The following is a 26015-nucleotide window of genomic DNA, read 5'->3' as shown; positions in this document are numbered from 1 at the left end:
CCGCCGGAGCCGCAGCACTTCGAGGATCTTGCGGACGATACGCATGGGCGTTTCCCTTCATGGGTCGGTCGGGCCCGGTCAGTTCAGGCCGAGGACGTCGGAGAGCAGGGCGGCGACGGTGTCGTGCCCCTCGTCGGTGAAGTGGATGCGGTCGACGAAGAGCCACTCGTCCGCGGCGAGCGCCTCGCCGAGGAGCGGGTTGAGGTCCACGAAGTCCACACCGATCCCGGCGCAGCCCTCCCGGAGCCGGTCCGCGTAACGGCGGCCCGACTCGATCGTGCAGATGTCGCCGTACGCCTTGCCGAAGTCGGCGAGGCCGTCCAGCTCGTCGAAGAGCAACTTCTCCTGGGGAGCCGGGCGTTCGCGTACCCAGGGGGCGAGCGGCTGCAGGACGTAGGTGAGCTTGGCACCGGTGCCCCGGGCGAGCAGTTTCCAGTTGTCCAGGTGGCGGACCGTACGGTCGACGGCCTGGGCGATCTGGTCCTCCAGGTCCGGTACGGTCTCGTCCCGGCCGCTCTCCTGGCCGGCGGGCCGGCGGCCGAGGAGCCGGCGGCCCGAGGACGCCCTGCGCTGCTGCTCCTTCGCGGCCTCGACCTGGGCGAAGTAGTCGTGGCCGTTGAAGAAGGCCCCCTCGTCCCCCTGCATCCAGCGCGGCAGCCGTGCCAGCCCGAGGTTGTTGAAGCCGCTGAACAGGACGATCTCGTCGACCTGGGGGAGCAGATGGCGGTAGAAGGTGAAGAGCAGCAGTTCCTGGGCCGAGTTGAAGCTGCGCCCGCCGAAGTTGAGCCACGGGGTGGACGGGGCGTGCTTGGCCCAGAGCCGTGAGGCCAGGGTGTGCGCGTCGGCGGAGGCCCCGATCCCGAACACGGTGGAGCTGCCCGCGATCAGCCGCACCGGGCCGCCGGCCGGCGGACGGCCGGCGGAGGCCCGCTGCCCGTCCGGGCCTTCGGAGAACCGGAAGCCCAGCTGGTCGGTGTTGACGGTGCCGGAGGTGTGGCCCGCCGCGTGGAAGTACATGAGGTAGGGCAGCCAGCGGATCTCTCCGCGGTCGTCGAACTTCTCCGCGTACCGGAGCATCTGCGGGGTGAGCCGCTCGCGGTGCGAGGGAGGCGTGGGCATGGTGGACCTTTCGTCGGCGGGGCCACGGGGACGGGGACCGGGCAGGGCGGTACGGCTTCGGTCGGTACGGATTCGGGCGGTACGGCTCCGGGGCGCGGGTCCCGGGGCCGGGGCAGGGCCCGGAGGGCGGGGGCGCGGGGCCGGGCGGGTGGTCGGTACGGCTCAGACGGCGGCCGCTCGTGGTGGTTCGGCCCAGGTGGCGGGCCGGGTGCGTTCCGCCCAGCGGACGACCGGCCGCGCGGCCACTCCGGCCAGCAGGAACACGACTCCCATCACGCACCAGCCGGGCCACCCCCAGCCGATACAGAGCCAGGTCAGCAGAGCCGGGCCGAAGGACTCGGCGAGCCCCATCCCCATGCCGAAGAGCCCCAGGTACTGCCCGACGGCATGCGGCGGGGCGAGGGTGTTGGACAGCTCGAAACCGCCCGCCGCCTGCTTCAGTTCGCCGAAGCTGTGCGCGGCGACCGCGATCACCAGCATCACCACGGCGGCTTCCCCGGGCAGCCCCGACGTCGCCGCGAGGGCCAGGCAGGAACCCAGGAGGAACATCCCGGCGACCGTCATGGCACGGCCGGCCCGCTCGGGGGTGTCCACATCGCGGCTGACCCGGACCTGGAGCGCGATCACCAGAACGGTGTTGAGGACGACCGCGCCGGAGACCGACCAGCGCGGGGCCTCGGTCGCGGTGACGATCCACAGCGGCAGAGCGACCGTCAGCACCCGGTACTGGATGGAGAGGATGCCGTCCAGCAGCGACAGGACCACATAGGGGCGGTCGCCCAGGGCGGCCCAGCGGGACGCGCGGTCGGCCGGGATCGGGGCGAGCCGGGGCAGCCGCAGCGCGATCAGCAGCGCGCCCGCGAAACACCCCGCGCACACGACGACCAGGACCCGGTACGCCTGGGCGGTGTCCTGCTGGGCCGCCCAGCCCGCGACCGCCGCACCGAGCGCGATACCGGCGTTGGTCACCGCCCGGATGTAGGCACGGAGCTCCTGGGCCTTGCGGGTGGCGATGCGGTTGATGACCGGCCCGCGCGCCACCAGCAGGCCCGCCTGGCCGACGGTCGCCGCGATCACGACGAGCAGCGAGTCGGCGTAGCCCCGGCAGAGGAGGAACGCGAGCGCGGAGAGGGAGCTGAGCCCCAGGCTGCCCCACAGCACCCCGCGCGGCCCGAACCGGTCGGCCGTCTTGCCCAGCGGGATACCCGCGAGCACGGACACCAGTCCGGCCACGCTGAACAGGAGCCCGGTCTGCACGGCGGGCAGGGACACCGCGCGCGTCAGGTAGAGGACGCCGGCGGTGAGGAAGATCCCTTTTCCCGCGGAACTCACCAGGGTGGAGGCCGCAAGTAATCGCTCCGGGCCGGAGGCCGGCAGCAGACGCTTCGGAAGCAACTCGTCTCTCCGCTCGGAAAGAGGACAGGAATTCCGGACCCCGATGAGATGCGGAAATTAACGCGACCGTGGCGGGCCCGTCCAGAGGATTCCAGTATGCGAGATGACAAGTGACTGGTCAGTAGGGTTTGTTGGTGCGGGGATCGCGCCATGCCAGCGAATTTTCGGCCATGTTCCCGCAGGTGTGTTTCGAATTCCGGAAGGTCTTCTCCGGTTTGTGTGATTCGGTGGACAGTGTGGCAATACCACCCACACCGGATTCCGTGACCGGTATTCGGGATGTGTTTGCGGAACGGTGGATTCGAGTTCGGGAATCCGTCCGCATTCCTTTCCGCCCGGACGCCGCTCCGGACCGTCAGAGCCGCTTCAGGCGCTTCCGTCCGTGGACCGTCCTGCCGGGGAGGCGCCCGTACTCCCGGACGCGGCGGCGGGCCCCGCGCGGTCCTCGCCGGCGCGGCCGTCGGCGCCCGCCGGACGCGCGCAGCCCCGCACGTCCTGGTGACCGCCTGCCCGGCCCGGTGTCGTCAACCCCTACGGCGGCGCCCCCGCCGTCCGGCCGCGGTACGCCGGACGCGTCCCGGGCGGACCGGCGACGGGCCGCGCCCCGGGCGGCACCGCCGCCCCGCGCCGGGGCGAACGCGCCCCTCCCCGCTGCCTCCGGTCCCGCTCTTCCCCGGCCGGGCCGGCGGACGGCCCGCGCCCCCGGCCCGTACCGGGGGCGCCGCCGGGCGCGGGCGCCGGCGGACGGGGGCTCCGCCGCGTACGGTCACGCGGGCAGCATCGCCCGGCGCCCCGGAGCGGCCGGCGACTGGCTGGTCATCCCGCCGTCGACCACCAGCAGCTGGCCGGTGAGGTAGCGCGACTCGTCGGAGGCCAGGAAGACCATGGTGTGGCCGATGTCCTCCGGGGCGCCCAGGTAGGGCAGCGAGTTGTAGCCCTTCAGGGACTCGATGACCTCGGCCGGGAGGTTGTCCAGCAGCGCCGGGGTCATGACCGTCCCCGGAGCCACCGCGTTGCAGCGGATGCCCTGGGGGCCGTACTGCACGGCGATCGACTTGGTGGCGCTGACGACCGCCGCCTTGACCGCGCCGTACGAGATCTGGAGCACGTCGCCGACCAGGGCGGCCACCGAGGCCGTGTTGACGATCGAGCCGCCGCCCGAGCGCGCCATGTGGGGGATGGCGTACCGGGAGCCCGTGAGGGTGGAGCGGACGTTGAGGTCCACGGCCCGGGTGAACTCGTCCATGTCCAGGCGCAGCAGGTCCAGGTCCTTGCGCGGGTTCGTCCCGCCGACGTGGTTGCACAGGACGTCGAGGCGGCCGAACTCGCGCACCGAGGCCTCGACCATGTCGCCCACGGAGGTGTCGTCCATGACGTCCACCGTGTACGCCAGCGCCCGCCCGCCCGCGTCGCCGATCAGGCGCGCGGTCCGCTCGGCCGAGGCCGTGTCGTGGTCGGCCGCCACGACCAGCGCGCCTTCGCGGCTCATCAGTTCCGCGGCGGCCCGGCCGATCCCGCTGCCGGCGCCCGTGATGATCGCGACCTTGTCCTTCAAGCGGTCCATATCCGCTGCTCCTTCGTTCTTCCGGCGGCCGCCCCCCGCCGTCCGCGGACCGTTGTCAACAATGATGACAAGCGTAAGTCATCTATGATGACTTATCGAACGGCACGACCGAGGAGCCCTTCCGCCATGACCGCACGCCCCCGCGCCGCCAAGCCCCGGCAGCCCGCAGCCGTGACCCGGGGCGTGATCTTCGACGCCGCCCGCGAGCTCTTCGGCGAGGCGGGGTTCGACGCCGTCGGCATCCGTGCCGTGGCAGCCCGCGCGGGCGTCGACGCCGCACTGGTCATCCGCCATTTCGGCTCCAAGGAACGGCTGTTCCTGGAGACGATGACCGTCGACCTGCCCGCCGCCCAGGTCATGGAGGGACCGCTGGAGGGCATGGGCAGGGCGATCGTCGGTCACGTGGTGTGCCTGCCCTCGACGCGCACCGGGGCGCTGGCCGTGACCGCGCTCTCCGCACTGTTCCGGGCCTCGGACCGGGAGGAGGTGCGGCGCACCCTCCGTACGGCCGTCGACGACGTCTTCGCCCGCCCCCTGGTGCGCCGGCTGGAGGGCGGGGACGCCGAGCTCCGCGCCCATCTGATCGCCGCCCAGCTCGGCGGACTGCTCACCAGCCTCCATGTGGTCCAGGACCCGGTCCTGCTCGCGGCGGACCCCGAGGTCCTCGCGGCGCGGTACGGGGACGCCGTCCAGCGGCTGATCGATTCCTGATCCGGCCCCCGCCGGGCGGCCCCGGCCCGGGGTCTCCCCGGACTCCGGGGCCGCCGTCCGGGGGCCGGAGCGGGCGGGACGCGCGGCATGTGTGCGCCGTACGCACCCGGAAGGAGCCGCGCAGTGTACCCACCCCACTGGGCCCTCACACGCCGCAGCGCCGACTTTCGTTCCCCTGTGCGGCTGAACTTTTGTTGATCTGTGGCCAGTTGAGGGGGGTGGGGGCCTAACCTTCACTGGGTGAACCAGTTGAAGTCCCGCGCGTCCCGTGCCGAGGCCGTCATGCCCGGCACCCTCTCCGACGACCTGCGTGCCGAGCTCATCGCCTTCCGCCGTGATCTGCACATGCACCCGGAGCTCGGCAACCAGGAGTACCGCACCACCGCCGCCATCAAGGACCGGCTGGAGAAGGCGGGGCTGCGCCCCAGGGTGCTGCCCCTGGGCACGGGGCTCATCTGCGACATCGGGGACCGGGGCCAGGGGGTGCCGATGCTGGCGCTGCGGGCGGACATCGACGCGCTGCCGATCCCGGACACCAAGACCAAGGTGCCCTACCGCTCCACCGTGCCCGACCGGGCGCACGCCTGCGGGCACGACGTCCACACCACCTGCGTCCTCGGCGCCGGGCTGGTGCTCGCCGGCCTGGACCGGCAGGGACTGCTGCCCCGCCCGGTGCGGCTGCTGTTCCAGCCGGCCGAGGAGGTGCTGCCCGGCGGGGCCACCGACGCCGTGGAGGCCGGCGTCCTGGAAGGCGTGGGGCGGATCATCGGGGTGCACTGCGACCCCAAGGTGGACGTGGGGAAGATCGGCCTGAGGATCGGGCCGATCACCTCCGCCTGCGACCGGCTGGAGGTCGCCCTCGACGGACCGGGCGGCCACACCGCCCGCCCGCACCTCACCACCGACCTGGTGACCGCCTCGGCCCGTATCGTCACCGACGTGCCCGCGCTGCTCTCCCGGCGCGTGGACGCGCGGGCCGGGCTCGCCGTCACCTGGGGACGGCTGACGACCGGGCACGCCCCCAACGTCATCCCGCAGCACGCAGAGCTGTCCGGGACGGTCCGCTGCCTCGACCTGGAGAGCTGGCGCCAGGCCCCCGACCTGGTCCACTCCGCCATCGACGAGGTGGCCGGAATGTACCGGGCGAAGACGGTGATCGACTACATCCGGGGAGTCCCGCCCGTGGTCAACGAGGCCGAGTCGATCGGCCTGCTGGACGCCGCCATGACCGTACGGCGCGGATCGTACGCGATCGAGGACACCGAGCAGAGCCTGGGCGGCGAGGACTTCTCCTGGTACCTGGAGCAGGTCCCCGGCGCCATGGCCAGGCTCGGCGTGCGCCCGGTCGGGGACGCCCGCGGCCTGGACCTGCACCGCGGGAACTTCGACGTGGACGAGGAGGCGATCACGGTCGGGGTGGAGCTGTTCACCGCCTCGGCGCTGCTCGACGGCAATCCCTGATCGGCGCGGAGGACACCTTCTGTTCGCGACGATCCGATAACAGCTTCCGTAGGGGTCCTTATCTGACATCTACGCGCGTTACGATCGCGGCGAAACCAGCGCCGGAAGAGGCGCTTCGGTCAGGTTTGAAGGAGCCTTCCCTTGCGCCGGATCACCAGGATTGCCACCGTGGGCGTCATGTCCGCGGCGCTCGCGCTCAGCGTCACCGCGTGCGGCGAGTCGTCCTCCTCCTCGTCGAGCAGCAGCTCCGACTCCAAGGCCGACAAGACGGCCATCGCGTACGACATCGGCGGCCGCGGCGACCAGTCGTTCAACGACGCCGCCTACGCGGGCCTCGCCCGCGCCGAGAAGGAGCTCGGTGTCAAGGGCACCGAGGCCGAGCCCTCCGACGGCGAGGCGGACGCCGACAAGGTGCAGCGCCTCACCGCGCTGGCCCGCGCCGGCAACAACCCGGTGATCGGCGTCGGCTTCGCCTACGCCCCCGCCATAGAGAAGGTCGCCCCGAAGTTCCCGAAGATCACCTTCGGCATCATCGACGACGCCTCGGTGACCGGCGAGAACATCGCCAACATCGTCTTCAACGAGGAGCAGGGCTCCTACCTCGCGGGTGTCGCCGCCGCCAAGGTCACCAAGACCAAGACGGTCGGCTTCATCGGCGGTGTCGAGACCCCGCTGATCAAGAAGTTCGAGGCCGGCTTCACGCAGGGCGTCAAGGACACCGACTCCAAGGTGAAGGTCGTCCCGCAGTACCTCACCCAGCCGCCGAACTTCGACGGCTTCTCCAAGCCCGACCTCGGCAAGGCCGCGGCGCAGGGCCAGCTGGACAAGGGTGCCGACGTGGTCTACTCGGCGGCCGGCCTGGCCGGTTCCGGTGCCATCGAGGCCGTCTCCAAGGCGGGCAAGTGGAACATCGGCGTCGACTCCGACCAGTACAAGCAGGAGGGGCTCGCCGCCTACAAGGAGTCGATCCTCACCTCGGTCACCAAGGACGTCGAGGACTCCGTCTTCAACCTGATCAAGTCCGTCCAGGACGGCAAGCCCGAGACCGGTGAGGTCCGCTACGGCCTCGACAAGGACGGCGTCGGCCTGGCGATGTCCAACCCGGCCTTCACGGAGATGACCGACGTCATCGCCGCGGTGGACGAGGCGAAGAAGAGCATCATCGCCGGCGAGATCACCGTCAAGACCGCCCCGTAACGGCTCCGGCCGCACCGGCTGGTTTCCCGTGGGCCCGGAGTGGGCGTCGTCGCCGCTCCGGGCCCGTGGGGTGCTCGCCGGAGCCCGCGCCGAAGGGGCCCGTCCCGGCCCCGGAGCCGCCGGCCCTCGAAGATCCCGCCGGCCCCCGGGCCCGGCAGGGTCCCGGGGCGGGCCGGGTCCGGTGGTCCCGGCCGCGAACCCCCGCCCCCGGTTCCCGCCGGGCCCCTGCCCCCCGGCCCCGGAACCTCCGGGGCCCGAAGCCTCCGGGACGGCGAAGCCCTCCCGGACGTACCGAAGAAGTCGTGTCCTGTGCGGTACCCGCCCATGGCGGCCCCGGATTCCCGACCGGCCGCCCGACGGTCCCGTGCTTCACGATTCGGCAGCGCTACGCGTGTAGACAGCCTTCCGGCGCGATAGCTTCACCCCGCCCGTCCCGCCCGCCCCTGTGCCCCCGCTCCTGTCCGGCCAAGGAGAGTGCGTCATCAACGCGTCCAGCAGTCCCCCCGCCGTAGAACTGCACGGCATCACCAAGCGTTTCCCCGGCGTCGTCGCCAACCACGACATCGGGATCACCGTCCGCAAGGGCACGGTCCACGCCCTCGTCGGAGAGAACGGTGCCGGCAAGTCCACCCTGATGAAGATCCTCTACGGCATGCAGAAGCCGGACGAGGGCACCATCGCCGTGGACGGTGAGCAGGTCACCTTCGGCAACCCCGGTGACGCCATCGCGCGCGGGATCGGCATGGTGCACCAGCACTTCATGCTCGCCGACAACTTCACCGTGCTGGAGAACGTCGTGCTCGGCGGCGAGAAGCTGCACGGCATCGGCTCCGCCGCCCGCAGGAAGATCAAGGAGATCTCCGACGCCTACGGTCTGGGCGTACGGCCCGACGCGCTCGTCGAGGACCTCGGGGTCGCCGACCGGCAGCGCGTGGAGATCCTCAAGGTCCTCTACCGCGGCGCCCGCATCCTGATCCTGGACGAGCCGACCGCCGTCCTCGTCCCGCAGGAGGTCGACGCGCTCTTCGCGAACCTCCGGGAGCTCAAGGCCGAAGGCCTGACGGTCATCTTCATCTCGCACAAGCTGGGCGAGGTGCTCTCCGTCGCCGACGAGATCACCGTGATCCGGCGGGGTACGACGGTGGGTACCGCGGACCCCGCGGACACCACCACCAAGCAGCTCGCCGAGCTGATGGTCGGCAGCGAACTCCCCTCGCCCGAGACCCGCGAGTCCACGGTGACCGACGTGCCGATGCTGCGCGTCGAGGGGCTCTCGCTCAGCGCCACGGACCCGGACGGCGCCGTCCGCGACGTGCTGTCCGAGGTCGGCCTCACCATCCACAAGGGAGAGGTCCTCGGCATCGCCGGTGTCGAGGGCAACGGCCAGACCGAGCTGATCGAGGCGCTCATGGGGATGCGGAGCCCCGACAGCGGCGCCATCACCCTGGACGGCGTGGACATCTCGAACGCCCCCACCCGCAAGCGGCGTGAGGACGGCATCGGTTACATCCCCGAGGACCGCCACCGCCACGGGGTGCTGCTGGACGCCCCGCTGTGGGAGAACCGCATCCTCGGCCACGTCACCGAGAAGCCCAACAGCCGGGGCTTCCTCCTCGACCCCAAGGCGGCGCGCACCGACACCGAGCGCATCGTGCGCGAGTACGACGTGCGCACCCCCGGCATCGAGGTCACCGCGGCCTCGCTCTCCGGCGGCAACCAGCAGAAGCTGATCGTCGGCCGCGAGATGAGCCACGGCCCCAAGCTGCTGATCGCCGCCCACCCCACCCGCGGGGTGGACGTCGGCGCACAGGCCCAGATCTGGGACCAGATCCGTGAGGCCCGCCGCGAGGGCCTTGCCGTCCTGCTCATCTCGGCGGACCTGGACGAGCTCATCGGGCTCTCCGACACCCTGCGCGTCATGTACCGCGGAAAGCTGGTCGCGGACGCCGACCCCGCCACCATCACTCCCGAGGAACTGGGTTCGGCCATGACCGGTGCCGCCGCCGGTCACCTCGAAGCAGCACCTAAGGACGAGGCCCGATGAAGAAATTCGACAAGGACCGGCTGATCCTGGGCCTCGCCGGCCCGGCACTCGCCCTGGTCGTCGCGTTCGCGCTCACCACCCTGGTGCTGCTGGCATCGGGGCGCAACCCCTTCGAGCCGTACCGGCTGATGTTCGAGCAGGCGTCGTACTCCGACATCCAGGTGCTGATCATCAACCAGGCCGGCACCTACTACCTCGCCGCGCTCGCGGTCGCCGTCGGCTTCCGGATGAACCTCTTCAACATCGGGGTCGACGGGCAGTACCGCCTGGCCGCGATGATGGCCGCCCTCGTCGGCGCCAGCGTCGATCTCCCCGGGCCGCTCCAGATCGTCCTCATCGTCGTCGTCGCCATGCTGGTCGGCGCCTTCTGGGCGGGCATCGCGGGCTTCCTGAAGACCACCCGCGGGGTGAGCGAGGTCGTCGCGACGATCATGCTCAACTCGATCGCGACCTCGCTGATCGCCTGGCTGATCCTGCCGAAGAACTTCGGTGAGCAGGCCGCCGGCTCCAACAACCTGACCACCGGCGACATCCCGGAGTCGGGCTGGTTCCCGGGCCTCTCCCTGAGCCCCGAGGCCGGCGAGATCTACGGCTTCACCTTCGTCGCCGCCGGCTGCGGCCTCGTCTACTGGTTCGTCCTGAACCGCACCCGGTTCGGCTTCGACCTGCGCGCCACCGGCGCCAGCGAGAGCGCCGCCCAGGCCTCCGGTGTGGACGCCAAGAAGATGGTCCTCACCTCGATGCTGATCTCCGGTGCCGTCGCCGGTCTGGCCGGCATGCCGACGCTGCTCGGTGACACCCACACCTACAGCCTCGACTTCCCCACCGGTATCGGCTTCACCGGCATCACCATCGCCCTGCTCGGCCGGAACAACCCGCTCGGCATCGCGCTCAGCGCCCTGCTGATCGCCTTCCTCGACAAGGCGTCCTCCTCGCTCGACCAGTTCGGGTACGAGAAGGAGATCGCCACGATCATGCAGGGCCTGATCGTGATCTCCGTGGTCGTCAGCTACGAACTCGTCCGGCGCTACGGAACCCGCCGCCAGCAGCAGAAGGTCGGCGAGGAACTCGCCGCCGGCCACGCCCTCACCACCGAGAAGGAGGCGGCCCTGTGAGCACCAGCAAAGTCTCCGCCGCTCGCGTCGCCCCACCGAAGGGAGGCGGCCGGCGCAAGCTGTCCCTGCCCGTCGTCCTCCTGGTCATCGCCGGTGCGCTGGCCCTCGTGTCCCTGGTCCGGCTGATCAGCGGCGCGAACGACGTGACCTCCGTCGGACAGGTGCACGGCGCCCTCGAACTCGCCGTGCCGATCGGCCTCGCCGGGCTCGGCGGCCTGTGGGCCGAACGCGCGGGTGTCGTCAACATCGGGCTCGAGGGGATGATGGTCCTCGGCACCTGGTTCGGTGCCTGGGCCGGCTTCCAGTGGGGCCCCTGGGCCGGTGTCCTGTTCGGCGTCATCGGCGGCGCGCTCGGCGGTCTGCTGCACGCCGTCATCACCGTCACCTTCGGCGTCAACCACATCGTCTCCGGTGTGGCGATCAACATCCTCGCCGTCGGCCTCACCCGCTACCTCTCCAACTTCACCTTCGCCGACGCGCCCGGCGGCTCCTCCAAGCAGTCGCCGCGCATCGACGCCATCGACAAGATCACCGTCCCAGGGCTCTCGGACTGGATGCAGGACCTGCAACAGCGGCACTGGTTCTTCGTCTCCGACCTCGCCGGCATCGTCGGCGGCGTCTTCACCGGCCTGTCCCTGCTGACCGTCGTCGCCCTGCTGCTCATCCCCGCCACCTGGTGGGTGCTCTGGCGCACCGCCTTCGGCCTCCGGCTGCGCTCCTGCGGTGAGAGCCCGGTGGCCGCCGAGAGCCTCGGCGTCAACGTCTACAAGTACAAGTACATCGCCGTCACCGTCTCCGGAGCGCTGGCCGGCCTCGGCGGCGCCTTCCTGGCGATCGTCTCCACCGGGATCTACCAGGAGGGCCAGACCGGCGGGCGCGGTTACATCGGCCTCGCCGCGATGATCTTCGGCAACTGGATGCCGGGCGGCATGGCGCTCGGTGCCGGACTCTTCGGCTTCACCGACAGCCTCAAGCTGCGCGGCGGCGCCGAGAACGTCCACGCGATGCTGCTGCTCCTGGCGATCCTGCTGGTGGCCGCCGTGATCTGGCAGCTGTACCGCAGGAAGTACGTGGCCGCGGTGGTCTCGGCGGCCGTCTCGGCGCTGCTGTTCACCTGGTACGCGCTCACCGACCAGGTCCCGAGCCAGTTCGTCGACGCCGCCCCCTACGTCACGACCCTGCTGGTCCTCGCGCTCTCCGCCCAACGGCTGCGGATGCCGAAGGCCGACGGCATGACGTACCGCAAGGGCGAGGGCAAATGACGGGCGCCGGGACGCCCCCCGACTGGGAGGCCCTGCGCGAGGCGGCCCGGGACGCCATGTCCCGGGCGTACGCCCCGTACTCCGGCTACAAGGTCGGGGCCGCCGCCCTCGCGGACGACGGGCGCACGGTCACCGGCTGCAACGTGGAGAACGCCAGCTACGGCGTCGGCCTCTGCGCCGAGTGCGGGCTGGTCTCCCAGCTGAACGCCACCGGCGGCGGCCGGCTGACCCACTTCGTCTGCGTGGACGGCGAGGGCGCCCCGCTGGTGCCCTGCGGACGCTGCCGGCAGCTGCTCTACGAGTTCGGCGGGCCGGAGCTGGTCCTGGAGACCCCGGACGGCTTCCGCACCCTCGACGAGATGCTGCCGCAGGCCTTCGGGCCGCAGCATCTGCGCTGACCGTTCCCCAGGACGTGGGGGCCGCCGGGGACTCCGGCGGCCCCCACGCGCCGGACGGGTGCGAACCGTCCGGCCCACCCCGTCCTCTATGCGCGTAGAGTGATCCAGGACTCCCGCGTACGCACCGGCCGGAAGGACTCTCACGCCATGGACGCCATCTCCGTCATCCGCACCAAGCGGGACCGGGGCGAACTCAGCCCCGAGCAGATCGACTGGATCGTCGACGCCTACACCCGCGGCGAGGTCGCCGACGAGCAGATGTCCGCGCTGGCCATGGCGATCCTGCTGAACGGCATGAACCGCACCGAGATCGCCCGCTGGACCGCCGCGATGATCGCCTCCGGCGAGCGCATGAGCTTCGACGGCCTCTCCCGCCCCACCACCGACAAGCACTCCACCGGCGGCGTCGGCGACAAGATCACCCTGCCGCTCGCCCCGCTGGTCGCCGCCTGCGGCGCCGCCGTCCCGCAGCTCAGCGGGCGGGGCCTCGGCCACACCGGCGGGACCCTGGACAAGCTGGAGTCCATCCCCGGCTGGCGGGCGCTGCTCTCCAACGCCGAGATGCTCGACGTCCTCGACACCACCGGCGCCGTCATCTGCGCCGCCGGCGACCAGCTCGCCCCCGCCGACAAGAAGCTGTACGCGCTGCGCGACGTCACCGGCACCGTCGAGGCGATCCCGCTCATCGCCAGCTCGATCATGTCCAAGAAGATCGCCGAGGGCACCGGCGCACTCGTCCTGGACGTCAAGACCGGCTCCGGCGCCTTCATGAAGACCATCGAGGACGCCCGAGAACTGGCCTCCACCATGGTCGCGCTGGGCACCGACAGCGGCGTACGGACGGTCGCGCTGCTCACCGACATGTCCACCCCGCTCGGCCTGACCGCCGGGAACGCCCTGGAGGTACGCGAGTCCGTCGAGGTCCTCGCCGGCGGCGGCCCGCGCGACGTACGGGACCTGACCCTCGCCCTGGCCCGCGAGATGCTGGACGCGGCCGGCCTCAAGGACGCCGACCCGGAGAAGGCCCTCGACGACGGCTCCGCCATGGACGTATGGCGCCGCATGATCTCCGCCCAGGGCGGCGACCCCGACGCCGCGCTCCCCGTCGCCCGTGAACAGCACGTCGTCACCGCCCCCGCCTCCGGGGTGCTGACCCGCCTCGACGCCTACGACGTCGGCGTCGCCGCCTGGCGCCTCGGCGCGGGCCGGGCCCGCAAGGAGGACCCGGTCCAGGCCGGTGCCGGCGTAGAGCTCCACGCCAAGCCCGGCGACACGGTGACCGAGGGCCAGCCGCTGCTGACCCTGCACACGGACACCCCGGAGAAGTTCGAATACGCCCTGAAGGCACTCCCCGGCGCCTACGACGTCGCCCCCGCGGGGACCCCCTTCACCCCCACGCCGGTGGTACGGGAGCGCATCGCCTGACCCGCGGTCGTCCCGTGAGGGCGGACGGTACCGGCGGACCCGCGCCGGTACCGTCCGGCATGCCGGACCCGGTGACGCACCGGCCGGAGGGGACCGCCATGAGCGCACCCGCCTGCAGCTCCCCGCCGGGCCGCGGCCAGGACCGGGGCAGGACGGCCGTTTCCGAGGTCCGCCCGCACGGGAACGGACGAGCGGCCTGCCCGGACGGTCCCGTCCGGGCAGGCCGCTCACCTGCGCGTGGAGGTCACTTCCCCCGGTAGGCGTCGAAGACGGTCAGCTTCAGACCGTTGCCCCGCCTGTCCTTCAGGACGGCCCTGAAGGACAGGGACTTGCCCTTCGCCGGGTTCGTGACGGAGATGCCGCCCGACTTCACCGGCACCTTCTTCCAGTGCTTGCCGGAGTCCCCGCTCACGTACACCGTGAGCGCCGTGGACTTCTTCCCGGCGGCGGGGCCCTGGATCTTCACCGGCACCGTCGCCTTCTTCCCGGCCGGCACCGTGCCGTCCAGGGCGACCTCGGGCGTGAAGCGCACCATCGAGGCGGGCAGGAGCACCGGGGAGAACGGCTTCGCGGAGCGGAAGGTCCACTCGGCGTCGATACGGCTGGAGCCCGCGGCGAGCGAGGGGGAACGCCGTACCGAGGACGTCAGCCGGTAGGCGGCGGAGCCGGCCGGTACCGCGAACGGCTCGGCCTCACCGGTCAGCGGGTCGTTGTTCCGCCCGATCTCCTTGCCGTTGCGGTAGAGCACGGTCGTCGCGGAGGGGTACAGGGAACCGCCGGGGTTGCCCGCGCCGTCCGCCGCCATCGGCAGACGGCCGCTGATGCCCTCCTCGTCCCGGTAGAGACCGAAGCCGTCGCCCAGGAGCGGCCCGAACACAGGGGTGTTGACGGTCCTGCGGTAGGTCTTGCCCGCCTGGTAGGCCCGGGGCTCACCGAGGCTGTACTGGGCCTCGTACAGCGGCCAGCCCTCCTCGTCGAAGCCGCCCAGCTGGGCGAAGTCGAACGAGTAGACGGCGTCGTCCACGTCGGCGAGGTACAGCGTGCGGGTACCGGGGAGCGGCTGCGGGACCGACGTGGCGGTGCCCCCTTGCATGCCCGGAACGGTGCCCCAGACCAGGAGCTCGCCGGCCTTCCCCTTCCCCGAAGCGCCCATCCCGGCCTTCACCACGGAGAACTGACCGGCTTTCAGGGCACGGGTGTAGCCCCTGGCCAGCTTCGTCACCGGGCCGCCGAGCACCACGTCGTACTCGGTGGCCGCGCCCTTGCTCCAGTTGCCCGTCCAGAACTGGTGGAGCGAACCGTCCGTGACCGCGGGCCCCACATGGGCGGTCCGCAGCTGGTCGAAGGAGTCCAGCCACCAGCCGAAGCCGAAGGAGTTCCCCTCCTTCTCCACGAGGACGTCGGCGGAGGCCATCCGCACCTGCGCCTCGGCGACGGGGACACTGATGCGGGTCTGCTTCGTCGTGCGGGTGTCGAGGGACACCTGGAGGTCCTTCGTCACCTCCAGATCCGGTGCGGCCATCCAGTCGACGGGGGCCGAGGGGTCCCGGGGGTCGGTGTCCACGCTGGTGTCGAGCGCGTAGGAACCGGCCGGGACCCGCACGGTGGCCTTGCCGTTCTCGCTCCACAGCGACTTCCACACCCCCTCCGTCGCGGCGGAGGTGCCGATCAGCTGGGCCGACCCGTCCACGGGCCCGCCGTCACGGCCGGTGAAGGTGAGGGTCAGGTCGTACGACTCCACCTCGCGCTCGATGCCGACGGCGGTGCGGACCGTCTGTCCGCCACCGGTCGCCACCACATGGCCGGAGTACGTGCCGTCCGCCGTGCCGAGCCGGGTGTCGGCGGTCAGCGCCACCGAGGCCCGCCCGCCGGCCGGCACGGTCACCTCCGGGGCCCCGAGCGTGAGGAAACCGGCCGGAACGGGCTCGCCGTCCGGACCGGTGCCCGACGCCGCCAGCGACAGGGTGACGTCCTGGTCGCCCAGGTTGCGGTACGTCACCTGCCGGGTGACCGGGGTGTCGTCGGTGTGCGGCCACTCCTGCCTCTCGAAGCTCACCGACACCGGCTCCGCCACGACGGTCTGGACGAGCGCCCGGTCCACCGCGATCCGGCCCGAACCCTGCTCGAACGCGCTGTACGCACCGGGCACGGTGGACGCGGTGAGCGCCCCCTTCAGCTCGGCGTACGTCCACTGCGGGTGCTGCTGCTTGAGCAGGGCCGCGGCGCCCGCGACATGCGGGGTCGCCATCGAGGTACCCGAGATGGTCAGGTAGCCGTCCGGGTCCTGGCCGACCTCCTCGTCGATGACCGAACCGGGCGCCGCGGCGGCCGTGATGTCCACGCCCGGCGCCGTCACATCGGGCTTGACCGCCCCGTCGTCGATCCGCGGGCCGCGGCTGGAGAAGTCCGCCAGCGCGTCCTGGTCGTCGACCGCGCCCACCGTCAGCGCCGCGTCGGCGCTGCCGGGGGAGGAGACCGTACCCGGGCCCGAGCCCTCGTTGCCCGCGGCGATCGCGAAGAGCACGCCCTTCTCGGCGGAGAGCTTGTCGACCGCCGCCTCCAGCGGGTCGGTCCCGGGGGTGTCAGCGCCGCCCAGACTCAGGTTGACGATGTCGGCGCCCTGCGCGACCGCCCACTCCATCCCGGCCAGGATGCCGGAGTCGTCGCCGTAACCGTCGTCGTCCAGCACCTTGCCGTTGAGCAGGGACGCGTCGGGGGCCACCCCCTTGAACTTCCCGCCCGACTTCGCGCCGGTACCGGCGGCGATCGACGCCACATGGGTGCCGTGGCCGTAGCGGTCCACGGCGTCCGCCGCGGCGGAGAAGTTCCGCTCCGCGACGACCTGCCCCTTCAGATCGGGGTGGGTGGCGTCCACACCCGTGTCCAGCACGGCGATGGTGACGTCCTTGCCGGTCCAGCCCGCGTCCCAGGCCTTCGGGGCGCCTATCTGCCCCACGCTCCGGTCCAGGCTCGCCCGGCGGACCCCGTCCAGCCAGACACGGTCCACGCCCGCCGCCGTGGTGCGCTGCGCGTGCGTACCGGAGGCGGCGGTGAGCGCCCGCCAGATGTCCTGGGCGTCATGCTCCGGAGTCGTCAGCGACTCGGCGCCCAGGGACCTCAGCGTCCGGCCCACCTCGGTGCCGCCCGCGTCCCTGACCCCTGCCTTCGCGTCGGCGGCCGCCGCGCCCTTGTACCGGACGATCAGCCGCAGCTCCCGCTCCCGGTCCCCGCGGTACTCGGGGCGGCTCAGCTCCGTCACGTCGAACAGCCGCCGGTCCAGCGTCCCGTCCGCGACCATCCGCCGCGCGTCGGCCGGCACGACATAGGTGTGCCCGCCATGCGTCTGCCGCTGCACGGGTATCGCCTCACGGCCCTCGGCGGGCTCGAAGCCGACCGCCCGGCCCTCGGCGTCCACCGCGACCCGGTCACCGGTGATCAGCGTGATGTGGTGCTGGACCACGGGCTCGGAGCCCTGTGTGCCGGAGGGCGGTGTCCGGTCCGTCCGTGCCGCGGCCGGGGTGGTCATCCCCGCCGCGAGCGCCACGGCGGCCGCCACGGCGACCACGGGCGCGTACGCGCTCTTCACATGTCTGCGCAACTCTCCCCCTGGAGAATCGGTCGGTCCCGGGCACCGGGTGACAGAAGTGCCCAGGGTTCACCGAGGGAGAGCGGATCCGGGGCGGCCGGGTTGACAACCGGACCCCGGAAAAAGGGACTTGACGGGAAACCGACGCCCGGGGCGGGAACGCCGCCGGTGGGACCGATGAGTTCCGGCCGCCCGCGCGGTCTCTGCCGGTGTGGACGACATGAACCCCTGGGCCCTGGCCCTCACCGGCCGCGTCACCCGGGCCGATGTGCCGCGGCTCTGCGACCGGCTGGAGACCCGGCTCGCCCTGCGCGGGGACAGGGGCGAAGGCGCCCCCGTGACGGTCGTGGACTGCGACGTCGGCGGGGTGACCCACGCCGACCTCGCCCTCGTCGAGGCGCTGGCCCGGCTGGCGCTCGTCGTACGGCGGGCGGGCGGCGCCGAACTCAGGCTGCGCCGGGTGCCACCCGGCGTACACGCTCTGCTCGGTCTGGTGGGGCTGACCGGCGTCATCGGCGTGGATCGGGCGGACAGCGCCGGCGCGGGACGGGCGGACGTCGCCGGCGTGGAGGGGGCCGGGCCGCCGGGCCTCCTCCGGGGGACGGCCCGCCACCGCCCTCAGTCCGATGGTCCGTAGAGCGCGCGGACCACGGAGACCAGGTGCGCCCCGTCCACGCCCCCGCCCACCGCCCCGGCGGAGCCCTCGGCCATCACCGGCGGAGACGGCAGGGGCGGCGGGGACGGCGGGGGCCGTCGCAGACCTCGTCCCACCGGTGGTCCGGCTCCGTCTCCGGGCCTCGGCAGGGGCCGACCGGTGGCCGGCCGCGGCGGGCTCGCCCGGCCACCGGTCGGCCTCCGGCCGCCCACCGCCGGTACGGCCCCCGTGCCGCTGCCGGCCCGCCGCGCGCCCCGCGACGGCCGGCGGCCCTCACGCCCCGTCCGCGTCCAGGCGGTCCGGGAGCCCGAACAGCGGGAACCAGCGCGGAGTGTCCAGGAAGCAGTGCAGACCGGTGATCGAACCCCCGGAGACATCGATGATCTGCACCGCCCACGGCACGAAGCCCGGACCGTCCGGGTCCGGCTTGTAGTGCGCGAACGCCGGGGAGCCGTTGGCCTCGGTCGCCACCAGCCGGGAGCCCGCGCAGCCCGCGCCGATGCTGAGCATGAAGCCCGTGATGTCGTCGTGCCCCCGCAGCCAGAGGTCGAACGGCGGCATGGTCATCACGGCGTCCTCGTGCAGCAGAGCCGTCAGCGCCGCCATGTCGTACCCCTCGAACGCGGCGACATAGCGGTCCAGCAGTTTGCGCTGCTCCTCGTCCAGCGGGTTCGCCGCGTCCGGGACCGGGCCGTCCGCGTCGGCCAGGGTCGCCCTGGCCCGCTGCAGCGCGCTGTTCACCGAGGCGACCGAGGTGTCGAGCAGCTCGGCGACCTCGGCGGCCTTCCAGGCGAGGACCTCACGCAGGATCAGCACCGCGCGCTGCTTCGGCGGCAGATGCTGCAGGGCGGCGACGAACGCCAGGCGCACCGACTCGCGGGCGACCGCGGCCTCCGCCGGGTCGGCGGCCGAGGGGAGGACGCGTCCGTCCGGCATGGGCTCCAGCCAGGTGTTCTCCGGCAGCGGGTTGAGCGCCGCCCGGGCCAGCGGGGTCGGACCCGTGAGGTCCACCGGTCTGGCCCGCTTGTTCCCCGCCTTGAGCATGTCCAGGCAGACGTTGGTCGCGATGCGGTAGAGCCAGGAGCGCAGCGAGGAACGCCCCTCGAACTTGTCGAAGTTGCGCCAGGCACGCACCAGCGTGTCCTGGACCGCGTCCTCCGCCTCGAAGGCCGAGCCGAGCATCCGGTAGCAGTAACCGGTCAGCTCGACCCGGTGTTCCTCCAGACGGCTGTCGATATCGGACGTCGTCGCCGTCAGATCACCCATCGCTCACCCCTGTTGCGCCGTGACACCGCTCACCCAGCACTCGGGAAGCTACCCCAGGCCACTGACAACAGGGGCGGGAAGTGCGGAAACCGCCGCTCAGGTGCCCAGCTTGCGCCCGTAGACGTAGACGTCGTCACCGTTCTTCAGCAGCTTCCAGTACGCCTTCGCGTCCGCGGGCCGCATGTTGACGCAACCGGCCGAACCGGGGTTGTTGTACATCGACTTGGTGACCGAGTGGAAGGCCTGGCCGCCGTCGAAGAACTGGGCGTACGGCATGGGGACGTCGTACAGCGTCGACCAGTGGTCGATGTTGCGCCAGTAGATCTTCTTCGCGCCGGTCCTGGTCTCGGCGCCGTCGCGGCCCGTCCGGACCGGCACCGGGCCGAACTTCAGCTTCTTGCCGTCCTGGATCCAGCTCAGCTGCCGGGTCAGGTCCACGCAGGCGATGCGCCCCTTGTTCGTGGGGCACTTCTTCGCCTTGTTCGGGTTCTTCTTGCCGGCCTTCTGGGCGGTGATCGTCTTCATGGTGTTCCAGGTGACCGGCCCCGCGTACCCGGCGGCCGGGGTGATGCCCCTGGTCTTCTGGAACGCCTTGATCGCCTTGCAGTCCGCCGTGGACTGCCTGCCGTCCACGGGCCGCTTCAGGTACTTCTCCACCTGCTTCTGGTACGGGCCCTTCGCCGCCGTGCAGGACGCCGCCTGCGCGGCCGTGCCCGTGCCCAGGACCAGGGCCGGAGCGGCCAGCAGACCGGCGACGGACAGCGCGGTACCGCGCCGGACCCGTACACCGCGTGTCTTCCCCCAGATGCGCATACGCCCAGCTCCCCTTCACGCTCGATGCGGAGTGACTCCGCACTGTCCGACGCGTGAGGGGGAGCGGCGGTTGTGTGCCGGAGGTCTCAGTTGCGCACCGGCTCCGGGTCCGGCGCCCGCAGGCGTTCGGCGCGGGCGGCCCGGCTTCCGTACAGGGTGACGGTCACGACACCGAGGACCGCGAACAGGCCCAGCGCCACCGTGCCCGTCCAGCCCCCGCTGTGGAAGGCGACGGCGCCCAGGGTGCCGCCCGCGCTGGAGCCCAGGTAGTACGCGGACTGGTAGAGCGCCGACGCCTGGGCGCGGCCGGTCGTCGCCGTCCGGCTCACCGAGGACGAGGCGACGGCGTGCCCGGCGAAGAAGCCCGCCGTGATCAGCACCAGGCCCAGCAGGACGGCGGCCAGCCGGTCGGCCAGTGAGAGCAGCAGGCCGGCGGCCGTCGTGGAGACCGCCAGGTAGAGCGCGCCCCGGCGGCCCAGCCGGCCGACCAGGCGCCCCGCCGCGGCGGAGGAGAGCGTGCCGACCAGGTAGACCAGGAAGACCGAGCCGACGACGCCCTGCGGCAGGCTGAACGGCTCCTCGGCCAGCCGGTAGCCGATCACGGTGTAGACCGCGCCGAACACCGTCATGAACAGGGCGCCGATCGCGTACAGCCGCAGCAGCAGCGGGTCGGACAGATGCGTGGTGACGGTCTTCGCCAGAGCCCTGGGGTCGAGCGAGCCGGGCGTGAAGTGCCGGGCCCTGGGGATCATGAAGTGGAAGACGACCGCGCAGCCGGCGGCCAGCAGGCCGACCGCGCCGAGTGCCGCACGCCAGCCCCACAGCTGGGCGATCCAGCCGGTGAGGATACGTCCGCTCATACCGCCGATGCTGTTGCCCGCCACGAACAGGCCGATCGCGGCCACCAGCGCCCTGGGCCGCACCTCCTCAGCCAGATAGGCCATCGCCGAGGCCGGCAGCCCGGCCAGGGCCGCGCCCTGGACGGCGCGCAGCGCGATCAGCCAGCCCAGCGACGGGGCGAACGGCACGAGCAGCCCGACCAGCACCGCCACCGCCAGGGACGCGGTCATCATCCGGCGCCGCCCGAAGCGCTCGGAGAGCGCGCTCAGCGGCAGCACGCACAGGGCCAGCGCGCCGGTCGCCGCGGAGACCGTCCAGCTCGCCTGCCCGGCCGTGGCGCCGAAGGAGGCGGACACGGCGGGCAGCAGGGCCTGGGTGGAGTAGAGGAGGGCGAAGGTCGCGACCCCGGCGGCGAAGAGCGAGAAGCTCATCCGGCGGTAACCGGGACGTCCCGGCTCCAGACGGCCGGGGACGGCGGGGCCCGCGACGGCGGGGGCGCTCTCGGAGGCGGGGACGGATGACGGAGCGGCGGCGCCCAGCGTGACGGTGGGCGCCCCGGTACTGGCAGGAGGCATACGGAGAACCTAGGACGCCCCGTTTCATGCGTCCAATGCATGAAGCCGCCATAATCGTTCCCATGGTGCATCAACCCAGCTCACAGGCCCGGCTGTCACCGAGCAGTTACGAAGACGACATCCGGGCCGTACTCGCGCCCCGCCTCGTGTACTTCGAGGCGGTGGCCCGGCACGAACACGTCACCCGGGCCGCGCACGAGCTCGGCGTCCCCCAGTCGACGCTCTCCCGGGCCATGGTCAGGCTCGAACAGGACCTGGGTGTCGCCCTGTTCGCCCGCCGGGGCCGCACCGTCCAGCTCACCCCCGCCGGCCGTACCTTCCTCGGCTCGGCCGAACGCGCGCTGGCCGAGGTGGAGAAGGCCGCCGACGCGGTGCGCGCCGACGCCGACGCCGCCACCGGCAAGGTCGCCTTCGGCTTCCTGCACACCATGGGCTCCGAGACGGTGCCCGCCCTGATCCGGGCCTTCCGGGCCGACCACCCCCGGGTCCGCTTCCAGCTCGTCCAGAACTACGGCGAGGCGATGCTGGAGCGCCTGCGGGCCGGCGGCCTCGACCTCTGCCTCACCTCGCCCGTGCCGGACGCCCCCGGCCTCGTCGCCCGCCGGCTCGACGAACAGCGGCTGCGTCTGGTGGTGCCCGAGGACCACCGGCTGGCCCGTCGGCGGCGGGTCCGCCTCGCGGAGGCCGCCGACGAGACCTTCGTCACCCTGGAACCCGGCTACGGCCTGCGCCGGATCACCGACGACCTCTGCGCGGAGGCCGGGTTCGCCCCGCGCGTCGCGTTCGAGGGGGAGGAGGCCGAGACCCTGCGCGGTCTGGTCGCCGCGGGGCTCGGCGTGGCGCTGCTGCCGCCGCCCGCGGTGGCGCGGCCGGGCGTGGTCGAGCTGGCGGTCACGGCACCGCGCGCCGTCCGCGAGATCGGTCTCGCCTGGCTGGACGGGCACCCCGACACCCCGCCGGTCGCCGCCTTCAAGCGCTTCCTGCTGTCCCGCCGGGGGAACCTGCTCCCGGACTGAGCGGCCACCGCACCGGCGCGCGTCAGTACCGCAGCGAGCGTCCGAAGCCCGCGGCCAGCGGCATCCGCAGCCCCAGCGGCGGCGGCGCCGCGAAGGCGTCCTCGACCGGCCGTGCGTACGACCCGGCGAAGAGCGAGCCGCGGACGAAGTCCGCCGCGAGCGCCACGACTTCGGCACGGTGCTGGCGCAGGGCCTGGCCGTCCGAGTGGACCTCGAAGCGGCAGGTGTCGCGGTTGTTCTTCTTGGCCCGCTCGGCCAGCCGGTAGGACAGCTCCGGGTTCGTCCGGGCGTCGTTCGTGCCGTGCACGATCAGTACCCGCCGTCCCGCCAGGTGCTTGACCGGCTCGGGCTCCGGGCCGGCCGCCTCCGGCAGCCAGGGGGCCATCGCCAGCACGGAGGTGACCGCCGCGTGCCCGCCCGCCCGCAGGGCCGCCCGCCCCCCCATCCCGTGCCCCACCAGGCAGACCGGGATGTCGCCGTACCTCCGCTGGACCTCGTCGGCGGCCCACCGGGCGTCGGCCACCGGATCCGCGCCGGGGTTCCAGCCGCGGCTGCGGTAGCGCACCACGTGCACCGCGAGCCCCTCCCCGCAGCCGGCCCGGGCCAGCATCCGGGCCAGCGGCAGCTGGGCGGCGTACGACAGGGGGGAGGGACGGCGCCGTGAATCCGTTTCGCCGTCCGGGAGCAGCAGGACGACGCCGCTGACCTCGACAGGTGCCCCGGCCGTGCGGACGGCCCGTCCCAGCCTCGCGACGGACTGGGGAAGTGCGCGCTGTGCCATGGCAGAACAGTCTCAGAAGGGCAGGTGTATTCCATCCGTCATCGCGGTCACTGTTACGTATCGGGAGGAGCGATCTACGCGCGTAGGCGCTAGAGTTGGCGGATGACGAGCCAGAACCGCAACGTTCCCGGTCCCGACCAGATCCGCCGCGCGCCCAAGGTGCTCCTCCACGACCACCTCGACGGGGGCCTGCGCCCCGGCACCGTGGTCGAACTCGCGGCGGCCCAGGGGTACGAGGGCCTGCCCGAGACGGAGGCCGACAGGCTCGGCCGGTGGTTCCGCGAGGCGGCCGACTCGGGTTCGCTGGAGCGCTATCTGGAGACGTTCGCCCACACCTGCGCCGTCATGCAGAGCCGTGACGCGCTGTTCCGGGTCGCCGCCGAGTGCGCCGAGGACCTGGCGGAGGACGGTGTCGTCTACGCCGAGGTGCGGTACGCCCCCGAGCAGCACCTCACCGCCGGACTGACCCTCGAAGAGGTGGTCGAGGCGGTCAACGACGGTTTCCGCGAGGGTGAGCGGCGCGCCCGCGAGGCGGGCCACCGGATCCGGGTCGGCGCCCTGCTCACCGCGATGCGCCACGCGGCCCGCGCCCTGGAGATCGCCGAACTCGCCAACCGCTACCGCGACCGGGGCGTCGTCGGCTTCGACATCGCGGGCGCCGAGGCGGGCTACCCTCCCACCCGCCACCTCGACGCCTTCGAGTACCTCAAGCGCGAGAACAACCACTTCACCATCCACGCGGGCGAGGCGTTCGGGCTGCCGTCCATCTGGCAGGCCCTCCAGTGGTGCGGCGCCGACCGGCTCGGCCACGGCGTCCGCATCATCGACGACATCACCACCACCGACGACGGCGGAGTGACGCTCGGCCGGCTCGCCTCCTACGTACGGGACAAGCGCGTCCCGCTGGAGATGTGCCCGACCTCCAACCTCCAGACCGGTGCCGCCGCCTCGTACGCCGAACACCCCATCGGACTGCTGCGCAAGCTGCATTTCCGCGTCACGGTCAACACCGACAACCGGCTGATGAGCGGTACGAGCATGAGCAGGGAATTCGAGCGACTGGTCGACACTTTCGGATACACGCTCGATGACATGCAGTGGTTCACCGTCAATGCGATGAAATCGGCGTTCATTCCTTTCGATGAACGTCTGGCGATGATCAACGACGTGGTGAAGCCCGGGTACGCGGAACTTAAGTCGGAGTGGCTCTTCCGGCAGACCGCTGTGACCAGTGGTTCTTCGGCGTCGTCCGGCTGATCCGAAAGGGAGGGGGGCGGCCGGTGCGGCGGAATTCCGGCCGTTTTCCGGATCCGGGGATGTTTGCGGGGGAGGTGCGCGGCTGGCTACGTTGCGAAGCCGCTCACATCCCCTTCCGTAAGGATGAATGTCATATGAACAAGTCAGCTGCCCGGGTTCTCGGTGCCGCCGCCCTCGGCGCCGCTTTCGCGGCCGCCGGCGCGGGTTCCGCCTCCGCCGTGGGCCTCCCGCTCGACTCGGCGGCCGGCGCGCTGCCCGCGAACGTCGCGCTCGACTCCGTGACCGACGCGGTACCGGCCGCGCAGAAGGCCGTCGGCGGCCTCCTCGACCAGAAGCAGGGGGGCAGCGCGGTCAAGGCGGCCGGCAGCAACCTGCTGGGGGGCCTCCCCGCCGGCGGCGTCACCGGCGCCCTGCCGATCGGCCGCTGAGGCCGCTCGCACCGGACCCGTGTGCGGGGACCCGCGTACCGCGCGGCTCCGCACACCGAAGGGCGCGCACCTGGTCAGGGTGCGCGCCCTTCGCCGTTCCCCCCGGTGCTCCCCGTGGGTCCCGCCGTCACCAGGCCGTCGCGGAGGAGTGCTTCTCGGACGGCAGCAGCAGCCACAGCGCCAGGTAGAGCAGGAACTGCGGACCGGGCAGCAGGCACGAGGCCAGGAAGATCACGCGCATCGTCGTGGCGGAGGTGCCGAAGCGCTGGGCCAGCGCCGCGCACACTCCACCGATCATGCGTCCGTCGCGGGGGCGGGCAAGTGCGGCCATGGCGGGCTCCTTCGCGAACCGTTGCGGGGAGCAGCTCCGTCGTGCTCCCGATACGTCCATGGTGCTCTCACCAAGCGGGGCAAACCATCGCTCTACGGGGCGATACCGACCCTGGAAATCGTCGGGGTCTTCCCCTGAGAGACCTCACCGGGCGCCTCATGGGGGGCTTCGCTCCGCACCGCCCGCGACTCGCCGGTGAGCCGGGCCGGATCACCGGCCCCCGCCCGGTTCGCACGGCGCAGCCGCGCCCGTGACACCGGGACGACCAGCAGATGGGCGAGCGCCACCCCCGCCGTGTTCAGCAGGATCGAGTCGACGTCGACGACCTGCCCCGGCACCCCGGTCTGCCCCAGCTCGATGGCGGACGACAGCAGTGCCCCGGCCGCGACCGTGCGCGCCAGCGACGCCCACGGCGAGACCAGCACCCGGCCGCCGGCCATCGGCAGCAGTACGCCCAGCGGCGCCAGCAGCACGAGCCCCTCCCCGATCCGGCGCACCGCCTCCCCCGGGCCGAGTGCCAGGTCCGCTCTGATGCCGTCGAAGGGCCGCAGGTTCGCGGCCGTCACCCAGGGCACGTCCAGCGGGCGCAGCGTCAGCCAGCCGACGAGCAGCAGATGCGCGAGAAGGAGGACGACCCCCGCCGCGCGGAAGTGGATGACGGCCCTGCCGTCCGAACAGTGACGCACGCGAACGAAGACGCCGCGACCGGCAGGATCGGTTCCGCACCGTCGGCCGACGGGGCTGTGACGACCGGCACGGGGCCGGGACGGCGGGAT

22 protein-coding genes are annotated in these 26015 nt (G+C 72.3%); 12 read left to right on the top strand and 10 right to left on the bottom strand.

Annotated features, from left to right (window positions below):
- Nucleotides 1–78: 78 nt before the first annotated feature.
- The 3 genes from CP967_RS12345 to CP967_RS12335 form a co-directional block, all read right to left on the bottom strand.
- Nucleotides 79–1119, bottom strand: a complete 1041-nt coding sequence (locus tag CP967_RS12345; RefSeq protein WP_150488038.1) for an SGNH/GDSL hydrolase family protein — start codon at nucleotides 1117–1119, stop codon at nucleotides 79–81.
- A gap of 162 nt (nucleotides 1120–1281) precedes the next feature.
- Nucleotides 1282–2514 carry an MFS transporter gene (locus tag CP967_RS12340; protein WP_229888167.1) on the bottom strand — a complete coding sequence of 411 codons (1233 nt, stop codon included), beginning with the start codon at nucleotides 2512–2514 and terminating at the stop codon, nucleotides 1282–1284.
- A gap of 766 nt (nucleotides 2515–3280) precedes the next feature.
- A complete protein-coding gene (locus CP967_RS12335) occupies nucleotides 3281–4078 on the bottom strand; it encodes an SDR family NAD(P)-dependent oxidoreductase (protein WP_150488037.1) in 798 nt (265 codons plus the stop codon).
- A gap of 126 nt (nucleotides 4079–4204) precedes the next feature.
- Between CP967_RS12335 and CP967_RS12330 the strand changes: the two genes are divergently transcribed.
- The 8 genes from CP967_RS12330 (at nucleotide 4205) to CP967_RS12295 (ending at nucleotide 13691) form a co-directional block, all read left to right on the top strand.
- Complete coding sequence (locus tag CP967_RS12330) at nucleotides 4205–4789, top strand: TetR/AcrR family transcriptional regulator (protein WP_150488036.1); 585 nt, start codon at nucleotides 4205–4207, stop codon at nucleotides 4787–4789.
- Nucleotides 4790–5038: 249 nt separating this feature from the next.
- Nucleotides 5039–6250, top strand: a complete 1212-nt coding sequence (locus CP967_RS12325) for an amidohydrolase (protein WP_373300323.1) — start codon at nucleotides 5039–5041, stop codon at nucleotides 6248–6250.
- A gap of 141 nt (nucleotides 6251–6391) precedes the next feature.
- The gene (locus tag CP967_RS12320; protein WP_150488035.1) at nucleotides 6392–7447 is read left to right on the top strand and encodes a BMP family lipoprotein; all 1056 of its coding nucleotides are present in this window, start codon (nucleotides 6392–6394) and stop codon (nucleotides 7445–7447) included.
- A gap of 457 nt (nucleotides 7448–7904) precedes the next feature.
- Nucleotides 7905–9491: an ABC transporter ATP-binding protein gene (locus CP967_RS12315; protein ID WP_150491815.1), complete on the top strand. Its 1587-nt coding sequence runs from the start codon at nucleotides 7905–7907 to the stop codon at nucleotides 9489–9491.
- Nucleotides 9488–10606, top strand: coding sequence for an ABC transporter permease (locus CP967_RS12310; RefSeq protein ID WP_150488034.1), 1119 nt, complete (start codon nucleotides 9488–9490; stop codon nucleotides 10604–10606). The genes CP967_RS12315 and CP967_RS12310 overlap by 4 nt, the downstream gene beginning before the upstream one ends.
- Nucleotides 10603–11868, top strand: a complete 1266-nt coding sequence (locus tag CP967_RS12305) for an ABC transporter permease (RefSeq protein WP_150488033.1) — start codon at nucleotides 10603–10605, stop codon at nucleotides 11866–11868. Before CP967_RS12310 ends, CP967_RS12305 begins: the two co-directional genes overlap by 4 nt.
- Nucleotides 11865–12266, top strand: coding sequence for a cytidine deaminase (locus tag CP967_RS12300; protein ID WP_150488032.1), 402 nt, complete (start codon nucleotides 11865–11867; stop codon nucleotides 12264–12266). The genes CP967_RS12305 and CP967_RS12300 overlap by 4 nt, the downstream gene beginning before the upstream one ends.
- A 147-nt stretch (nucleotides 12267–12413) precedes the next feature.
- The gene (locus CP967_RS12295) at nucleotides 12414–13691 is read left to right on the top strand and encodes a thymidine phosphorylase (RefSeq protein WP_150488031.1); all 1278 of its coding nucleotides are present in this window, start codon (nucleotides 12414–12416) and stop codon (nucleotides 13689–13691) included.
- 244 nt (nucleotides 13692–13935) lie between these two features.
- On the opposite strand, the gene CP967_RS12290 is transcribed toward CP967_RS12295, so the two are convergent.
- Nucleotides 13936–17289: a S8 family peptidase gene (locus CP967_RS12290; protein ID WP_425281754.1), complete on the bottom strand. Its 3354-nt coding sequence runs from the start codon at nucleotides 17287–17289 to the stop codon at nucleotides 13936–13938.
- A 208-nt stretch (nucleotides 17290–17497) separates the two neighbouring features.
- Between CP967_RS12290 and CP967_RS12285 the strand changes: the two genes are divergently transcribed.
- The gene (locus tag CP967_RS12285) at nucleotides 17498–17914 is read left to right on the top strand and encodes an STAS domain-containing protein (RefSeq protein ID WP_150491813.1); all 417 of its coding nucleotides are present in this window, start codon (nucleotides 17498–17500) and stop codon (nucleotides 17912–17914) included.
- 291 nt (nucleotides 17915–18205) lie between these two features.
- Here CP967_RS12285 and CP967_RS12280 read toward each other — a convergent pair whose 3' ends face one another.
- From CP967_RS12280 to CP967_RS12270, 3 genes are all read right to left on the bottom strand, one after another.
- Complete coding sequence (locus CP967_RS12280) at nucleotides 18206–19198, bottom strand: sigma-70 family RNA polymerase sigma factor (RefSeq protein ID WP_150488030.1); 993 nt, start codon at nucleotides 19196–19198, stop codon at nucleotides 18206–18208.
- Between the two features lie 96 nt (nucleotides 19199–19294).
- Nucleotides 19295–20011, bottom strand: a complete 717-nt coding sequence (locus CP967_RS12275; RefSeq protein WP_150488029.1) for a L,D-transpeptidase family protein — start codon at nucleotides 20009–20011, stop codon at nucleotides 19295–19297.
- Nucleotides 20012–20097: 86 nt separating this feature from the next.
- Entirely contained in the window at nucleotides 20098–21426 is a 1329-nt protein-coding gene (locus tag CP967_RS12270; RefSeq protein WP_150488028.1) for an MFS transporter, read from the bottom strand.
- Nucleotides 21427–21488: 62 nt separating this feature from the next.
- Here CP967_RS12270 and CP967_RS12265 point away from each other — a divergent pair, with 62 nt between their 5' ends.
- Nucleotides 21489–22442 (top strand): LysR family transcriptional regulator, encoded by a 954-nt coding sequence (locus tag CP967_RS12265; RefSeq protein ID WP_150488027.1) that lies wholly within the window; start codon nucleotides 21489–21491, stop codon nucleotides 22440–22442.
- Nucleotides 22443–22464: 22 nt separating this feature from the next.
- Here the strand turns inward: CP967_RS12265 and CP967_RS12260 are convergent, their stop codons facing one another.
- Nucleotides 22465–23223, bottom strand: coding sequence for an alpha/beta hydrolase (locus CP967_RS12260; protein ID WP_150488026.1), 759 nt, complete (start codon nucleotides 23221–23223; stop codon nucleotides 22465–22467).
- A gap of 102 nt (nucleotides 23224–23325) precedes the next feature.
- Here CP967_RS12260 and CP967_RS12255 point away from each other — a divergent pair, with 102 nt between their 5' ends.
- Complete coding sequence (locus CP967_RS12255) at nucleotides 23326–24480, top strand: adenosine deaminase (protein ID WP_150488025.1); 1155 nt, start codon at nucleotides 23326–23328, stop codon at nucleotides 24478–24480.
- A 134-nt stretch (nucleotides 24481–24614) separates the two neighbouring features.
- On the top strand, nucleotides 24615–24908 hold the full coding sequence (locus tag CP967_RS12250) for a hypothetical protein (protein ID WP_150488024.1): 294 nt from the start codon (nucleotides 24615–24617) through the stop codon (nucleotides 24906–24908).
- 127 nt (nucleotides 24909–25035) lie between these two features.
- Here CP967_RS12250 and CP967_RS12245 read toward each other — a convergent pair whose 3' ends face one another.
- Nucleotides 25036–25239 (bottom strand): PspC domain-containing protein, encoded by a 204-nt coding sequence (locus CP967_RS12245; protein WP_150488023.1) that lies wholly within the window; start codon nucleotides 25237–25239, stop codon nucleotides 25036–25038.
- A 92-nt stretch (nucleotides 25240–25331) separates the two neighbouring features.
- The gene (locus CP967_RS12240; RefSeq protein ID WP_150488022.1) at nucleotides 25332–25925 is read right to left on the bottom strand and encodes a VanZ family protein; all 594 of its coding nucleotides are present in this window, start codon (nucleotides 25923–25925) and stop codon (nucleotides 25332–25334) included.
- Between the last annotated feature and the right edge of the window lie 90 nt (nucleotides 25926–26015).

The sequence above is a fragment of the Streptomyces nitrosporeus genome (genome assembly GCF_008704555.1).
Lineage (GTDB): Bacteria > Actinomycetota > Actinomycetes > Streptomycetales > Streptomycetaceae > Streptomyces > Streptomyces nitrosporeus.
This window is presented reverse-complemented; position numbering and strand designations above follow the sequence as displayed.

What these genes read in the sequence shown, in the direction of transcription:
- CP967_RS12275 (WP_150488029.1), bottom strand. Translation starts at nt 20,011, where the DNA reads ATGCGCATCTGGGGGAAGACACGCGGTGTACGGGTCCGGCGCGGTACC.
- CP967_RS12295 (WP_150488031.1), top strand. Translation starts at nt 12,414, where the DNA reads ATGGACGCCATCTCCGTCATCCGCACCAAGCGGGACCGGGGCGAACTC.
- CP967_RS12255 (WP_150488025.1), top strand. Translation starts at nt 23,326, where the DNA reads ATGACGAGCCAGAACCGCAACGTTCCCGGTCCCGACCAGATCCGCCGC.
- CP967_RS12330 (WP_150488036.1), top strand. Translation starts at nt 4,205, where the DNA reads ATGACCGCACGCCCCCGCGCCGCCAAGCCCCGGCAGCCCGCAGCCGTG.
- CP967_RS12285 (WP_150491813.1), top strand. Translation starts at nt 17,498, where the DNA reads ATGAACCCCTGGGCCCTGGCCCTCACCGGCCGCGTCACCCGGGCCGAT.
- CP967_RS12250 (WP_150488024.1), top strand. Translation starts at nt 24,615, where the DNA reads ATGAACAAGTCAGCTGCCCGGGTTCTCGGTGCCGCCGCCCTCGGCGCC.
- CP967_RS12345 (WP_150488038.1), bottom strand. Translation starts at nt 1,119, where the DNA reads ATGCCCACGCCTCCCTCGCACCGCGAGCGGCTCACCCCGCAGATGCTC.
- CP967_RS12245 (WP_150488023.1), bottom strand. Translation starts at nt 25,239, where the DNA reads ATGGCCGCACTTGCCCGCCCCCGCGACGGACGCATGATCGGTGGAGTG.
- CP967_RS12300 (WP_150488032.1), top strand. Translation starts at nt 11,865, where the DNA reads ATGACGGGCGCCGGGACGCCCCCCGACTGGGAGGCCCTGCGCGAGGCG.
- CP967_RS12310 (WP_150488034.1), top strand. Translation starts at nt 9,488, where the DNA reads ATGAAGAAATTCGACAAGGACCGGCTGATCCTGGGCCTCGCCGGCCCG.
- CP967_RS12260 (WP_150488026.1), bottom strand. Translation starts at nt 23,223, where the DNA reads ATGGCACAGCGCGCACTTCCCCAGTCCGTCGCGAGGCTGGGACGGGCC.
- CP967_RS12270 (WP_150488028.1), bottom strand. Translation starts at nt 21,426, where the DNA reads ATGCCTCCTGCCAGTACCGGGGCGCCCACCGTCACGCTGGGCGCCGCC.
- CP967_RS12265 (WP_150488027.1), top strand. Translation starts at nt 21,489, where the DNA reads ATGGTGCATCAACCCAGCTCACAGGCCCGGCTGTCACCGAGCAGTTAC.
- CP967_RS12335 (WP_150488037.1), bottom strand. Translation starts at nt 4,078, where the DNA reads ATGGACCGCTTGAAGGACAAGGTCGCGATCATCACGGGCGCCGGCAGC.
- CP967_RS12280 (WP_150488030.1), bottom strand. Translation starts at nt 19,198, where the DNA reads ATGGGTGATCTGACGGCGACGACGTCCGATATCGACAGCCGTCTGGAG.